This is a genomic window from Methanoregula sp. (assembly GCF_041645475.1).
Taxonomy (GTDB): domain Archaea; phylum Halobacteriota; class Methanomicrobia; order Methanomicrobiales; family Methanospirillaceae; genus Methanoregula.
Genome location: NZ_JBAZQA010000029.1, coordinates 1 through 14,686, shown reverse-complemented (window position 1 = coordinate 14,686; position 14,686 = coordinate 1). Strand labels below are relative to the sequence as shown.

Sequence of the window (14,686 nt, the reverse complement as noted above, 5' to 3'; positions counted from 1 at the left end):
GATTTCCTCTCAGATGCATCACCGCAAAAAACCCACGATTGCTCGTGGCAACGGGCCCGGAGGGATTTGAACCCCCGACCACCTGGTTAAAAGCCAGGCGCTCTACCGAACTGAGCTACGAACCCACACTGCAATAAAGATGTACAGCATTATAACAATGCGGAAAAACTATTTAAATATTATGCCCGCACGTCCGATTCATACCAGTTACTGAGTGGCAGTACCTTCTGTTTTCGGAAATTTCTCATTGATAACTTTGAGTCGCTGTTCATCGGTCGCGATCTTTTCCTCTAGTTTTTTAATGGATGCGATATCATCAGCAGGTACTTCCCGGCCGGCATTATTCATGCCGCTTGCATTCTTCAGGACGACAAGGAGGTTTTTATCCACCTCAATACTCTTCCTCAGGGCAGAGTATTCGTCAATGAGACATGCATCCAGACCGGAATCCTTTGCAGCACCGGCTTCGGCTTTCACATCCTTGCGCCGTTCAAAAATCCGTTTGATCGAATCGAGCAGCTGGGAGGGATTGACGGGTTTTGAAACGAAATCCTCGATATTAAGGCAATGCTCCTGCGCTTCTTCAGGAGTGATCTTCTTTGCCGAGAACATCAGTACGGGAAGATCTTTCGTTTCCGGGTTGGCCTTAATCCGATCAAGAGTCTCCCACCCATCCATGGGCTCCATCATGATATCGAGAAGGATCAGATCGGGCTTCATCGTCTTGAGAACAGTGAGGGCTTCGTCACCCCCATGGGTCGCAATCGGCGTAAAACCCTTGCGCTTGAGGAGCGCCACAAGACCATCTACGATATAGGGACTGTCATCTACGAGCAGGATGGTATCTTCCACGATATCGATTCCTCACAGATATCTTCTGGCGGGACCTGGAATTGGAACACAGGAACGATGGTTATCCGATTCAGGCTAGTATGCACCCGCATAGTATTCAAATATTTACTGGGGATGGACTACAGGAAAATTATTTGGGTGCAGATGCACCCGAAAGTTCGCCTTTGATCTGCTGGAGACGGGTTTCCTGGAACTTGATGTTCATCTCCATGCTCTTTATCGCGCGGGTGATCTCGTCATTGACACGGACTTTGGAATCGTTGAAGTTGTAGGTTGTCTCAAGAATTTTCATGAGTCGTTTGTTCACGTCAATGCTCTTACTGAGACGGGCATATTCAGAAATGATCTCGGAATCGAATCCGGACTGTTTTGCCATCTCCATATCGGACTTGATGGACTGGCGGCGACCGAGAACATGTTCGATCGCATCGTAGAGTTCGCGGTGGGTGATTGGTTTTAAAACGTAATCCTCGATATAGATCCCGTATTCCTGTGCCTCGGCAGGTGTAAGCTGTTTGGCCGTAAGCATCAGAACGGGGATCTCTTTGGTCTCCGGATTCTCCTTGATCCGCTCCAGGGTTTCCCAGCCGTCCACCGGCTCCATCATGATATCAAGGAGAATGAGATCCGGGGTCACGGTTTTTAAGATCTCCAGACATTCCTCTCCCCCGTACGCGGCAACGGTCCGATAACCCCCCCGCTCGAGCATGGTAACAAAAACATCAACGATAAACGGGCTGTCGTCAACAACAAGAATAGTATACATCAAATCGCCTCACCAATTTTCTGCGCAACCGCAAGCATCTGAGTGTGAACCATTTCAGAGTCTGCCTTATCAGTGATGATGGCCACGATGAGAAAGTTATCCCCGGCACCCATGACCAGAATGGAAGAATCATGTGCCCGGATCATAACCGATTGTAAGGATTTCATCTTGATGATACTCCCTACCGATTCTGCCGATGCAAGTATTGTGGCGGAAAGGGCTCCAAACCAGGGTTCGTTCAGATCCCGGTCAAAACTCCGGCCTGCGATGATCCCATCACGGGATACAAGGGCACATGCTGCAACCCCCTCTATGGATCGAATCATTTCAATGAATGCAGAGATCTTCTCTTTCAACATGCTCCTGCTCCTGCTCCTGCCACGCTACCCGGTATAATTCATAATACCCGATAGAAACATAAATACATATTGTTTTTCCGAAAATACCCTGTCGTTGCATGAAAGCAAGACCGCTGATGCCCGTATTCATCCATCCCCATGAAAATTTCAGGAATTCATAAATACCTTTTTCCCTTTTCAGTTTAAACAGGATTTCAATGATCCGGGCATATACCATCACATCAGGAAAAGGCGGCGTGGGAAAGACCACGCTCACCGTCAATCTTGGTATATCCCTTGCTCTTCTCAACCATCAGACGTACATCCTCGATGCCGATATCGGGATGGCAAATATGGCCCTCATCCTTGGGATGGATGATGTCCCGGTTACCCTGCATGAAGTGCTTGCAGGAAAAGCGGATATTGAGGATGCAATCTACGAGGGCCCGGCAGGAGTGAAAGTAGTTCCAAGCGGCATCTCACTGCAGGGATTCCAGCAGGCAGACCCGGACAAGCTCCGGGAAGTCATGCATAAACTCGTTGACCGGTGCGAATATCTCTTAATCGACGCCCCGAGCGGGATCTCCAAAGAGGGCGTTGTTCCGCTGTCAGTTGCAGATCAGGTAATCCTTGTTGTGAACCCTGAGCTGGCCTCTATGGCAGATGCCCTGAAAACCAAGATTCTCTGCGAAGTCATGGGCGGTAAAGTGTACGGGGCAATCCTGAACCGAGCCGGTTCCGAGCACACCGAGCTCCGCTCCCAGAGCGTGGAGGATGTTCTCGGGGTGAAAGTGATAGATGTCGTGCCGGAAGATGCAAGTGTCCGCAGGGCTGCTGCGTATAAGATGCCGTGTGTGCTGAAATATCCCAACACGGAAGCATCGAGGGCATTCCGAAGGATAGCTGCCGAGATCTGCGGCATCCAGTACGAGGATAAAGGCCCCAAACATAAGGAAGAGGGATTCGTTGACCGTCTTGCACGGGCAGTCTTTCGATAAATAAAGCAGGTACATTCATGGCATACGAAGGATACATGCTCGTCCTGTTCGGGATCGTCATCGTCATTCAGCAGAGCATCATTTATCTTATGTTTGTGCGGATACGCCAGTTGCTCGGAGAACTCGGAACCATTCACGGCAGGATCCGGATGACGGATACAGAACTGGAAAACCTTATTTCAAGAGTCGAGGAGTTCAAGCGCGGGAAACTCTGATACCCCGCAGCACGGCAACCAGATGAAAGAATCCTGACAGTTCTGCCGGTTTTTTTCTCATTCTGGTGCTTGCGTACAACAAGATACATAAATGAGATCGGCTAATAGTAAGAGAGCGGGGCCATAGGGTAGCCTGGCCATCCTAGGAGACTGGGGGTCTTCTGACCTGAGTTCAAATCTCAGTGGCCCCATCATTTATTTTAATCATCCTTCCGGGATGATAACGCCATGAAACTCACCGACACCTGTATCGACTGTTTGTTGTCCCGGGTTGTTTTCGAATGCCAGCTTGCCGGCGCTGATCAGGATTGCACAACAAAGACTCTTGCATCCTGTACCGATCTTCTTGAATCCATGAGAGGTTCTTCCCTTTCGCACCCCCAGATTGCGAGCGCAGTACACCGTAATGCCTGCGAGATGGTGAATAACAGCGATCCATTTTTGGAACTCAAGCAGATCGGGAACGAACAGGCCCTTTCAGTCTGCCGACAGGTACGAGGTACACTCCCGACATTCCGCGACCGGGTTCTGGCAAGTGTTATTGGGAACACGTTCGATTACGCGGTTAAAGACCATGAGGTCAGCACCGATTTTTCCCGGTTTTTCGAACAGGAATTCAAAAAAGGTCTCGACCGCGACGATTCGGATGTGATCCTGCCCCTCTGCAAACGGGTGGTTTACCTTACCGACAACTGCGGAGAGATCGTCTTTGACCGGCTCATGGTTGAATACCTCAAAGCCCGGGGTTCCCATATCACCGTAGCGGTCAGGCAGGCCCCGATCCTGAACGATGCAACCATGGAAGATGCCCTTGCACTTGGGTTCGACCGGTTTGCCGATCACCTCACCACCACCGGGGCCGGGGCAGAGATCGGACTCGATCTCGATAAGATGCCCCCCGATCTGGCAGAAGCTATCGAAAACTGTACCATCATTCTGTCCAAAGGAATGGCGAATTACGAGTCGTTGAGCGAATACGATTCCCTGCCACCGGTGGCATACCTCATGTGCGTGAAGTGCGAGGTTATTGCAGAGGATATCGGGATTCCCCGGGGTTCAAAAATCGCCCTGCTCCGGAAATAATCATCGCGTACCAGCATCAGTACGTCCGGGTTCCCGGGATCCCCTCAATGGGGGCATGGGGGATCATGGGACGCTATTGCCAGACATCCCCCCAGGTCCGGGCAATTTTTAACAGATGTACCCGTGCGACCCCCACATTGACATCTCCGGATTCCAGGCAATATTTGCAAAATTCACGTCAGTTAACTAAATGGAATGCATGGGTTTCCGAGTGGGGGGGTCGCATGGGTACATTTAGTATGGACGGGAAGATCTCCAAAACCCCACAGATCATCCGGCAGGTCAGGATCTGGGATTGAGAGCCGGTACATACCCTCAAAGGCAGACCGGTGTACGGCTTGAAAGAATTCTCTGATTTTGAAGGTTATGCTCAAAAAACCATCGGGTTTTTCAAAGGTCATCTCTCCGGAATCCGCAATGGTAAATCCAGAACAAAAATTGGGATGGAAAAATGAGGATTCTGGTGGGAGAAAAAGACTATAATGTCCTTCGTACTCTCACTGAATTTGCGTGGGCATACAGACCTTCCGCATTGGCAATCGTCTCGACAATATCGCCAATGGCCTCAAGGCCGTCCCTGTCGAGGATCTCCACCGACGCGGTCTTGCAGAAGTGCTGCACGTCAAGACCGGAGTACATCCGGGAGTAGCCCGCCGTGGGAAGACAGTGGTTGGTACCAACGGCATAATCCCCACAGGCAACCGCTGAATATTTGCCAACAAAGATGGCACCGGCATTCCGGACTCTGGTGACAACCGTGAGGGGGTCGGCAACCTGGATCGAGAGGTGTTCGGGAGCAACCACATCGGACGCGGCAATTGCTGCGTCTATATCGTTAACAATGGCATACCCGGAGTTTTTCAGGGCCAGTTCGATGATCTCTTTCCGGGGAGCAGCAGCAAGCTGGCTGGCGATCTCCCTGCCGACCTTTGCCGGAAGGTTCTTATCCGTGGTGATGAGGATGCAGGCAGCGTTGGGGTCGTGCTCGGCCTGGGCAAGAACATCGGCAGCAACAATCCGGGGGTCGGCCGTGCTGTCCGCAATGATCCCGATCTCGCTCGGGCCTGCCGGGAAGTCGATCTCGGCCTTCTCGCGGAGCATCATCTTTGCGAGCGTGACATAAACATTGCCAGGCCCGACAATCTTCTGGACCGGGCGGATCGACTCCGTACCGAGTGCCATTGCGGCAATAGCCTGTGCACCGCCGGCCTGGTAGATCTCGGTAACTCCTGCGATATCGAGCGCAACAAGGGTCAAGGGCTTGATCGGGGGCGGGGAGCACGCACAGACTTCCTTGACGCCGGCAACCCAGGCCGGCACCGCACACATGAGTGCGGATGATGGATACGCAGCCCGCCCACCGGGGACATAAATGCCCACGCGGTTTAACGCTGTGGTCTTGACCCCGAGTATGATCCCGGGCTCCATCTCCTGGAACCAGAGATCCTTTGGCTTCTGGAGTTCATGGAAGCGTTCGATCCTGGCATGCGCCTCAATCAGGGCTTCGACAACCTGTGCATCCACCGAATCATAGGCTGCTTCACGCTCTTCCTCGGAGACCGCGATATCAGAGAGTTCGCAGTATTTCTTTGCGAGATCCCGGAGTGCAGCATCACCCTCGTTCTGTACTCTCCCGATGATCTCGGTGACGGTAGTGCGTGCATCCTCAAGGCTCGTCTTCCGGGCCGCAAGCCACGCATCGATCCCGACTTCCTTCCACATAGTGCGAATATCTTCGGCAGGAAAGGTTGTTAAGGTTTCGTTGACGGTATTCGGGCGTCATCAATCCTGTGTCCAAAACGATCTATAGCCACGACAGTTTCACCATGAGCGGACTTTCGGTAATCCTCCGGTTTTTTATTCCCCAACAACCACCTGAGTACGATGGATTCACCACATACCCATGAAAAACTCAAGACTGTTGATGAACAATCCACATTTGAACGGATCTTTGAATCCGCACTCTGGAACTCACGCCTCATCGTTCTTCTTGCCGTTGTTTTCGGCACGTTGAGTGCGGTAGTCCTGTTCATAACGGGATCAATAGAAATCATTACAAGCCTCATTCACGCGGTATCCGTTGCACCCCTTGAGATCGATTATGTTGACGTCCTCAGCGCCATCATCGGTGGAGTTGACCTGTACCTCATCGGTATGGTTCTCCTGATCTTCAGTTTCGGCATCTATGAGCTCTCCATCTCCAAGATTGATATCGCCCGTAACTCAGAATCCTACCACACGCTTCTCGAGATCACCAACCTTGACGATTTAAAGAACAAGATCATCAAGGTCATCATCATGGTACTTATCGTCAGCTTCTTCCAGCGGGTTCTTGCCATGAAATTTTCAACCTCCATGGACATGCTCTTCATGGCAGTCTCCATATCGGCAATCTGTATCGGCGTTTACTTCCTCCAGCGCATGAAGCTGTAACCGGCGAATATAATCCCGTTCATTTTTTCTGTTTTTCGTCAATAACCGTCGGGCCTGGTCCGGTTTCCAGTGGAATGATTTTCTGTGCTCCGGTTCCGGCAAAAAGGTTGTGCGCCATAAAAGCATATTGCCCTAAACAGCGCAAAATAGAACTAGGAATGTGGTATAATGGGCAGTCCCTACCTGAGCAACAATGAAACCATATTGTTATCAACGCATAACATCGTCGTCAATACTATCCCCGCAGAAGCGATCCTGACCAGTCATCGCCTCATGCTCATCGATTACAGCCACCCGCAGATCCTGCCGCAGGATATCCCGTTTGCTGCAATCGAGACCGTAACAATCGGAGACAATTCCGCAAAAGATCCCGTTCTGTCACTATCGATAGCAGCTCCCGATGGTACCCGGAATACGATAGGCATGGTCTTCTCACAACCCCAGAGAACGAGACGGAGCAGCGAACGGGACGCGTGGGCAGCAAAACTCAAGGAGATGAGCATGACTGCACAGCAGGAGCACGGCATACGACCCGCAGAACTTGTCCCGCCCTGGGTGCCAGGGGAGATGCCAGTACCTGAAGGAAAGGAGAAAGAAAAGTCAGGCCAGTCGGAGAACGTGTACCGTCCGCTCATATCAGCACAAAAACGGGGCCGCAACAACGGAGCTCCCAAAAAAACACGGATGGTTGCAGCCGGTGCAGCCATTATTATCATCATTGTGGCAGTTGTTCTCGGGTCATATTTCCTTGCCCCGTCACTCTGGGGAAAGGTTGCAAGCGTCCCTTCAGCACTGACACCGACACCCGCACCAACAACCGCGCAAACAACCGTCCCCACCCCCACGCCGGAACCTGTCGAAACTCCTGTTCCGACAACCGTTGCCACACCAGTTCCCACGACAGCAGAACCGGTTACGATAACCCCGACTGCCGCGCCTCAACTGTCGATCCCCATGACCGGGGTCTGGGTTCATGTGAAATATGACGGTAAATATACCGGAACGGCCGGAACATCGGGCGGGCTTCGGGACATAGCAGGTTCTGACGAGGGATACACCCAGATCCCCATCACCCAGGGCATTCTTGTTGCAACAATCCAGAAACTGGATAATTCCGGCAACCTGCTCACGGTTGAATTCTACAAAGACGGGACCCTTCTCAAGAAAGGTACTACCAGGGCACCAAAGGGAACGGTCGACATTCAGGCAGAACTTCCCGCAATTCCCTGGTAACCACAACGTAAGTCCATGTGGTACCCGTGGAACCAGCGCTCATGGGCACTGGCATGCGGGGAAGGTCCCGGGCATATCCCGGGGAGAGCCTTCCCACTCTTTTTTCCCGTGAGATAAAACGCACGCTTTGTCGCCGATTTCAAGAATATCCCCCACCCGGTGCGTAACAAGAAGGCAGGGTATCTGCATCTCGGTAATAACCGCCCGGGTAAGATCCCTGACTGCCCGTATACTGTCGATATCGAGTGCCGTGAAGGGCTCATCGAGCATCAGGAGTGACGGCTGGATGGCAATAGCCCGGGCAAGGGCCACCCGCTGTTTCTGCCCCCCGGAGAGATTCTTTGCTTTCACCGGGGACAGATCATGGAGGTCCATTTTTTCCAGAAGGGAGACTACACGGGAATTGATGACATCCGGTTTTTCCTTTCGGGCGCGCAGGCCAAACGCAACGTTCTCATGGACCGTAAGGTGGGGGAACACGGCAGAGTTCTGAAAAACATACCCGATCCGGCGGTCTTCGGGAGGAAGGTTGCTCCGTGTCGGGGAATCATACAGAATTTCCCCTCCGAGCCGGACATAACCGGTGTCAGGACAGACCAGACCGGCAATACTGCTCAGGGTAGTAGATTTCCCGGACCCGTTGGCCCCCATGATAACGAAGATCTTACCCGGGTCGACCCGGACTGCAACGTCCAGGGTGAAATCCCGGAGTTGTTTTTGTATGGCAACGTCAAGCACGGGGCACCCCTTTATCCGCGAGAAGCCGGACCGCAATCATGATCGCAAACGAGATCAGGACGAGCAGGATGGCGATGGTGATCCCGGCATGGTGATCCCCGGACATGTTCACGTACACGGCAAGCGGCATGGTCTGCGTCACCCCGGGAAGGTTCCCGGCAAACATGATCGTTGCACCGAATTCGCCAAGCGCCCGGCCAAAGGTCATGACTGCACCCGAGACAAGGCCCCCGGCAGTAAGGGGCAGGGTGATGAGAACAAAGGTACGGATGGGGGAGGCCCCGAGGGTCAGGGCTGCCTGTTCATACGCGGGGTCAAGCTGTTCGAAGAGGGATTTGGCCTGCCGCAGATAAAAGGGGGAGGCAACAAAGATCTGGGCCATGATGACGGCAAGCGTGGTGAACGCAATCGAGACCCCGAGCACGTTGAAGTACCGGCCAAGGATCCCGACCCTGCCCCAGAGCACGAGGAGGGCAAGGCCGGCAACGGCCGGGGGAAGGACAAGCGGGAGATCGATCAGGGTATCAACAATCACTTTTCCGGGGTACGTGTTCCTGCTATGAATATAGGCAAACGGAGTGCCGACAAGGATCACGATCACAAGCGAGATGACCGACGTTGTAAGGCTGAGCGTCAGGGCACTTATCACTTCAGGGTCTGCAAGCGATGCAAGGAAAAGGTCCGGGGTTGTCTGGAAGAAGAGCGCGGCAACGGGAAGTGCCAGATACAGCGTGACGGAAGCTACCAGGATCGCCGCACCAATTATCGTGAGCGCGTGCTGGAACCTCTTTTTTTTATATCCCGGAAATTTCATGGCAGTGCGATCCATCCCGCGTGAAGATCAGTAAGAAGGATCCGTGCAGAGAAAAAATAAATGAAGTGGTTCAGACTGCCCGGAAACCGTAGTCCTTGAGATCCTGCTGGCCGGCATTTGTCGAGAGCATGAAGTTCTCGAAATCAGCTGCTGCTCCCTTGCTGTTCGAGCCTTTCAGGATACCAATGGTGTAGGTCTGGAGATAGTTGTCATTCTTGGGAATGGTAATAACCGTATAGGTTCCCGTCTTGGCCGCAGCAGATGTGGATTCGTAGACGAAACCGGCATCCACTTCACCAAGCGCAACCTTGGCGGCTACTCCCGGTTCGGAGGTCTCGTAGGTTACGACATTCTTGAATACCGAGGTGTTCCAGTCCGCACCGTACGTTGATTTTGCAAGGTTGGCAAGTGCACCATAGGTTGCAGCCCCGACCGGGACGCTCTTGTCTCCCATTGCGATCTTCAGGCCGGGCTTGGACAGGTCCGCGAGCGACTGGATGTTCGCGGGATTGGTTGCCGGAAGGATCACGGTCACGTAATTCGACGTTAAGGGTTTTACCGTCCCGTCAACAAAGTAACCGCCTTTCGTGAGCTCGGTGGTGTACGCGTTGCTGGCGGAGATGAAGACATCCGCATAGGCCCCGTTCTGTACCTGGGTCTTGAGTGCCTGGGTGCCATCAAGGTTGAAGATAACTTTGTGGCCGGGATACATCTTCTCGAAATCAGCTGCCAGTTTTGGAGATGCACCCTTTAAGGATGCTGCAGTGTATGCTACAACCGTGCCTTCAGAATTGGTGTAGACCGGGGCCGGGGTACTGGTTGTTTTTACAACAGCAGGTGTCGCTACGGGCGCTGCGGTGGTAGCAACCGGTTGCGGGGTCATAACAGGAGTTGACGCGATAGCAGTTGTAACAGGAGTTGTTGCCTGCGGGCTGCTCGATGTGCAGCCGGCAAAGATCGCACAGAGGATGAGCATCCCGATAACGATACCAAATGACGCTATTTTTAACGAGGAGGATTTTTGATCCATTAATTCATCAGTCCTTTCGTAAACGTATTGGAAGCACCAATTTAAGAATGTTATTTAATTAACGCCATTAGTTAATCTATAATAATTAATCTGACCCTGTGGTTCCTAGATATATCTCTAATAAATCTCTGACGGATAATATATCAAAGTTCGGGATTTACAGAAATATATAAGATTAATTGGACATTAATTAATTGATAATAGTTGACAATTTGTAAATGTTAAATAAAAAATATTATAACCCGGGCGAACATAGAGATTATTGTCCCTCAGGGAAACACGCACCCGCAGGACACATGCACACGACACACACAAAAACCGATCCCATCTGTCATACACACCGACTGTGGATCTCATCGCCAGTGTATCTGAAAACACCGGTAACCCGTCACAATGAGGGGAATTGGCCATTTTTTTGTGACGGGGAAAATTAATGTCGGACGATTCCTTCTGGCAGGATTTTTTATTTCAATTTTTTTATGATAACACACCAGGGTTTTTCTCGTAATAGTTCATCCATCAATCCGACACAGGAGACGAGAGAAAAAGAATCTTGCAGTTGTAGCAATATTGGTGGTGGGGTTTCTGCCGCATCCGCAGGAATTCATCGCGAGATTGTCGGCAGAATAATTGCGTGCTTCCAACCAGAGCACAAAAAAAGAATTCAGATCAGGTTTCCGGAGAGAGCCTGAAACCACCGGCGGGGACAATGATCTCGAACCGGGCACCCTTCCCGGGATCACCCGTCTCGCGTATACCGATTCCGGTCATTGCAAGGATCTCGCGGATGAGGAAGAGACCCAGACCGGTGTTCTTCCCATACCCACGGGTGAAGATCTTCTCTTTTTCCCCCCGCGGGATTCCGGGACCATTGTCTTCACAGAAAAGAATGAAGGTCTCATCGGTTCTGCAGCAGGAAAACGTAATTCTGGTGGTGGAACCACCGTATTTGGCAGAATTTTCCATGAGATTGTAGAATACCTTCACAAGCAAAGGGTCTGCAAAGATCTCCATCCCCGCACAAGCCGGATCGATAGTAAGCGAGGAAAACTTCAGGGACTGTCGGGCATGGAGAAGAGTCGCGCTTACATTCTGCCACTGGGGCGATTCAACTCCAATCGTCTGGTAATCCCGGGCAAACACGATCTGGGCATGAATCGAGTCGGCAACCTGTTCGATCCGGGCAAGATATTTTTTTACATCGTGATCCTGGGCACGCTCTTCTGCAAGGGCAACGCAGGAGTTCAGTACCGAGAGCTGGTTGAGGACATCATGCCTCGTGATCTCGTTCATCAGATTGAGCTTCCGGTTGGTGTCCTCAAGACACTTCTCGATCTGCCTGCGAACCGTGATATCCGAAGAGATAACGGTGACAGCAGTTACTTCATTATTCACCAGATCGACAACGGGGTTGAGTTTCCGGAGGAAATGCCGCCCGTTCTGCTCGTACTCGTCCTGGACAGAACTTTTTGTTGTTATGACCTTATCGACATAGGCCGCAAACACCCGTATCTCCTGCTCTGAATGGAAATCCCCGTAATTTTTCCCTGAATACATATCGGGAGAAAGACCCCGCCGTGAAAGGTGCCGGGTATTGATCATGAGGTAGTTGAGATTCAGGTCGACCGTATAAATAGAATCCTCAGCGGATTCAACGAACGAGCGGTACTGCATTTCAGACTGGCGCAGTTTCTCTTCAGCTTCCTGCTGGTGCAGGAGGGCGTCTTTTGCGTGACGTTGTTCGAGATACGCGGTCCGGAGAGGATAGTAGAGGATGATGACAGCAAGGATACTCGTGAAAAGGATAGTGATGACATGCGACTCCCAGATCGTGAGATGCGGGTTTGCAATCTGCTTCACCACCTCAAAGATGAACATGAGGACGAGCATCAGGAAAAAAACAATGCCCAGTGACGGATAGAGCGAGGAGAAAAGTTTTCTGGACACCATGGGAATGAGGGGTAATATTCTACGCCTGATTGCATAAATTGCTTGTCCATGCATCGGGAGGGACGAAACAGGAGGATACCATTATGGCAAATTCTCCGCCTGTTGATTGGAAATGTTCAGGGCGGAAAGCCGTACTACCTGGAACCGGGAACTCAGGGTAATATGTACCCGGAAGGCTGCCGGTCCAATCCTGATATTCCGGTAAATCGACCCGACATCCTTCCCATCCAGACGGCTGATGATCTCACTCATATCCGGGGGGAAAAATTCTTCGAGTGTGCCCCGGCTCCCGTACCGAATCATCGCATCGATCGCCGCATCATTATAATAGATGATTGTGCCGTGCCGGTCCAGCTCAATAACCGGCGAGAGCTCAAGATGCGGCAATGGAGCCGGTTTTTTTAAGTTCTTTGCAATGGCAAGTTTTTCTGATATATCCGCCATCGTGATCATGTGACCAAAATGGAGATTTCCACGATCGAGCGGAGCAATATGGATCTCTGCATCAATGGAGAAACCGGATTTATGCCGGAACCGGGTGATCACCTTCGACTTTCCCGTAGTTTTGAGTTCGCCATGAATCTGGCTGCCAATCCTTGCATATGTTTCCTCGTTTTCATAGAGTTGCGAAAGGTGCATTCCCCGCATCTCTGCCAAAGTGTACCCGAGCATTGCTCCTAAGGATTCGTTCACCCACTGGATCGTGCGGTTCCGGACAAACGCAATACCGTTCGGGGAGCTTGCGAGAAGAGCCCGAAGGATCTCATGTTTTTTCCGGAGAGCGGCTTCAGCTCGCCTCTGCCTGACTGCACGGCGAACTTTATGGAGGAGTTCCGCATACTGGGCATTTGGATCGCCACCCTTCTGGACGTAATAATCAGCACCGTTGTTGAGGGCCTCGATGACCACATCTTCCCTTCCCTTGCCGGTAAAAATAATGAACGGCTGGGCCAATGAGCGGTGACGGACCTCCCGAAGAAAAGCTATGCCATCCATTTCCGGCATCTGGTAATCAGACACGATCGCATCGAATGATTCTTCGGAGAATAATTTCAGGGCTTCAGCTGCTGAGCCGGCTATGGTAACCGTTATACCGGGTGTTCGCTCCAGGTATAGTCTGCCCACATCAAGCAGCAGGGGTTCATCATCCACCAGCAGAATGGATATGATAATCGTCGTATCAGAGCAGGAGGAACGTGAAGAAGGCGCACAGGTTTCATGGACCTCCCCGACATTCGTGTGAGACGGTGCAGGAGGTTCTGTCCTGAATATATCCGATACCTGAACAACAGCATTTTTTATCGACGTCGTGAACATAGGGTTTCCCGGTTTTACTCATTTACGGCATATTCTCGTTACGGTAAACAGTCAGGGTACTGATTCCCACCCGGAAAATTGCCGGCCTCTCTTGTTTTACGTGCAGGAATGGCGGCTTGTTGCAGTGCCTCTTCCCAGTGTATCTTTGCAGTCACCCACTCGCGGAGACCCGCACGATCCTCGGGATGCATTGGCACGCACTCACGGGGGAGCCGCGGCAAACAACGCGTTTTTCTCTGGTGAAACGACAAATCCGGACGAGAATAAATCCCAATCATAGATCCTCCGCATTATTTTATGCTGAAGCGTTCCATATCGCAGGTCCTCACTAAACGGTACGTAAATCCCCGACCATCCTGCAGGATATCCTGTGCGTGGATCGTGGGCTCACACGTATCGATATCATTTGAGCCAAGAGGGAAGTGCCCGGGTTTTGTCTCAATTTGTTCTGAAGTCATAGGTCGAATCCTGTGATCCGATATGGGATCAGATCACGTTACTATAGGATGACAAGTCAAACTATATATTTTTGTGCATTTTATCTATATTTTTTAAAATTTAACTATAGTTAGCGAGTCATATCAAATATACCCAAAAAAACGGTCACGAGCGGACCAGTTACCAGCCCATCCCGAATCGTACCCGGAAGAGTCATTCAGATACAAGACAGCAGTCCCGATAATGAAACCAAAACGGACAACACAGGAGGTTGCACCGGCCTCTTTCAATATGGATTAATGGATCTCTATGCGTTCGCCCGTATGCATATAATGAACATTCTCGGCAATTTTACAGGAGTGATCGGCACAGCGTTCGAGATACCGGGCCACCATGATGTAATGGGTGCAGCGCGAGATGTTCTTGGGATCCTCCATCATGTAGGTGATCCCTTCGCGGAAGATTGAGTGCCGGAGGGCAT

Annotated in this window: 15 protein-coding genes and 2 tRNA genes; 6 read left to right on the top strand and 11 right to left on the bottom strand. The window is 51.4% G+C overall.

Annotated features, from left to right (window positions below; genetic code table 11):
* Nucleotides 1-51: 51 nt before the first annotated feature.
* The 4 genes from WC598_RS15285 to WC598_RS15270 form a co-directional block, all read right to left on the bottom strand.
* Nucleotides 52-125: transfer RNA gene (locus WC598_RS15285), tRNA-Lys, on the bottom strand.
* 82 nt (nt 126-207) lie between these two features.
* Nucleotides 208-852 carry a response regulator gene (locus tag WC598_RS15280; protein ID WP_372962368.1) on the bottom strand — a complete coding sequence of 215 codons (645 nt, stop codon included), beginning with the start codon at nt 850-852 and terminating at the stop codon, nt 208-210.
* 130 nt (nt 853-982) lie between these two features.
* The gene (locus WC598_RS15275) at nt 983-1,618 is read right to left on the bottom strand and encodes a response regulator (protein ID WP_372962367.1); all 636 of its coding nucleotides are present in this window, start codon (nt 1,616-1,618) and stop codon (nt 983-985) included.
* Nucleotides 1,618-1,977 (bottom strand): roadblock/LC7 domain-containing protein, encoded by a 360-nt coding sequence (locus WC598_RS15270; protein ID WP_372962366.1) that lies wholly within the window; start codon nt 1,975-1,977, stop codon nt 1,618-1,620. The genes WC598_RS15275 and WC598_RS15270 overlap by 1 nt, the downstream gene beginning before the upstream one ends.
* A 197-nt stretch (nt 1,978-2,174) precedes the next feature.
* Here WC598_RS15270 and minD point away from each other — a divergent pair, with 197 nt between their 5' ends.
* The 4 genes from minD (at nt 2,175) to WC598_RS15250 (ending at nt 4,252) form a co-directional block, all read left to right on the top strand.
* Complete coding sequence (gene minD / locus WC598_RS15265) at nt 2,175-2,954, top strand: cell division ATPase MinD (RefSeq protein WP_372962365.1); 780 nt, start codon at nt 2,175-2,177, stop codon at nt 2,952-2,954.
* A gap of 17 nt (nt 2,955-2,971) precedes the next feature.
* Nucleotides 2,972-3,169: a hypothetical protein gene (locus tag WC598_RS15260; protein ID WP_372962364.1), complete on the top strand. Its 198-nt coding sequence runs from the start codon at nt 2,972-2,974 to the stop codon at nt 3,167-3,169.
* Between the two features lie 117 nt (nt 3,170-3,286).
* Nucleotides 3,287-3,360 (top strand) — tRNA-Pro (locus tag WC598_RS15255).
* A 37-nt stretch (nt 3,361-3,397) separates the two neighbouring features.
* A complete protein-coding gene (locus WC598_RS15250) occupies nt 3,398-4,252 on the top strand; it encodes a DUF89 domain-containing protein (RefSeq protein ID WP_372962363.1) in 855 nt (284 codons plus the stop codon).
* A gap of 477 nt (nt 4,253-4,729) precedes the next feature.
* Here the strand turns inward: WC598_RS15250 and hisD are convergent, their stop codons facing one another.
* Complete coding sequence (gene hisD / locus WC598_RS15245) at nt 4,730-5,974, bottom strand: histidinol dehydrogenase (RefSeq protein ID WP_372962362.1); 1,245 nt, start codon at nt 5,972-5,974, stop codon at nt 4,730-4,732.
* A 162-nt stretch (nt 5,975-6,136) separates the two neighbouring features.
* Between hisD and WC598_RS15240 the strand changes: the two genes are divergently transcribed.
* Nucleotides 6,137-6,685, top strand: a complete 549-nt coding sequence (locus tag WC598_RS15240; protein WP_372962361.1) for a YqhA family protein — start codon at nt 6,137-6,139, stop codon at nt 6,683-6,685.
* Nucleotides 6,686-6,853: 168 nt separating this feature from the next.
* A complete protein-coding gene (locus WC598_RS15235; RefSeq protein ID WP_372962360.1) occupies nt 6,854-7,918 on the top strand; it encodes a hypothetical protein in 1,065 nt (354 codons plus the stop codon).
* A gap of 39 nt (nt 7,919-7,957) precedes the next feature.
* On the opposite strand, the gene WC598_RS15230 is transcribed toward WC598_RS15235, so the two are convergent.
* The 6 genes from WC598_RS15230 to WC598_RS15205 form a co-directional block, all read right to left on the bottom strand.
* A complete protein-coding gene (locus tag WC598_RS15230) occupies nt 7,958-8,656 on the bottom strand; it encodes a sulfate/molybdate ABC transporter ATP-binding protein (RefSeq protein ID WP_372962359.1) in 699 nt (232 codons plus the stop codon).
* Nucleotides 8,649-9,470, bottom strand: coding sequence for an ABC transporter permease (locus tag WC598_RS15225; RefSeq protein WP_372962358.1), 822 nt, complete (start codon nt 9,468-9,470; stop codon nt 8,649-8,651). Before WC598_RS15225 ends, WC598_RS15230 begins: the two co-directional genes overlap by 8 nt.
* Nucleotides 9,471-9,540: 70 nt before the next feature.
* Nucleotides 9,541-10,500, bottom strand: coding sequence for a molybdate ABC transporter substrate-binding protein (modA, locus tag WC598_RS15220; protein ID WP_372962357.1), 960 nt, complete (start codon nt 10,498-10,500; stop codon nt 9,541-9,543).
* Between the two features lie 669 nt (nt 10,501-11,169).
* Nucleotides 11,170-12,450 (bottom strand): sensor histidine kinase, encoded by a 1,281-nt coding sequence (locus WC598_RS15215; RefSeq protein ID WP_372962356.1) that lies wholly within the window; start codon nt 12,448-12,450, stop codon nt 11,170-11,172.
* Between the two features lie 81 nt (nt 12,451-12,531).
* Nucleotides 12,532-13,767 (bottom strand): response regulator, encoded by a 1,236-nt coding sequence (locus tag WC598_RS15210; RefSeq protein ID WP_372962355.1) that lies wholly within the window; start codon nt 13,765-13,767, stop codon nt 12,532-12,534.
* 734 nt (nt 13,768-14,501) lie between these two features.
* The coding region (locus WC598_RS15205; protein WP_372961742.1) for a phosphate uptake regulator PhoU at nt 14,502-14,686 on the bottom strand (185 nt) is incomplete at its 5' end.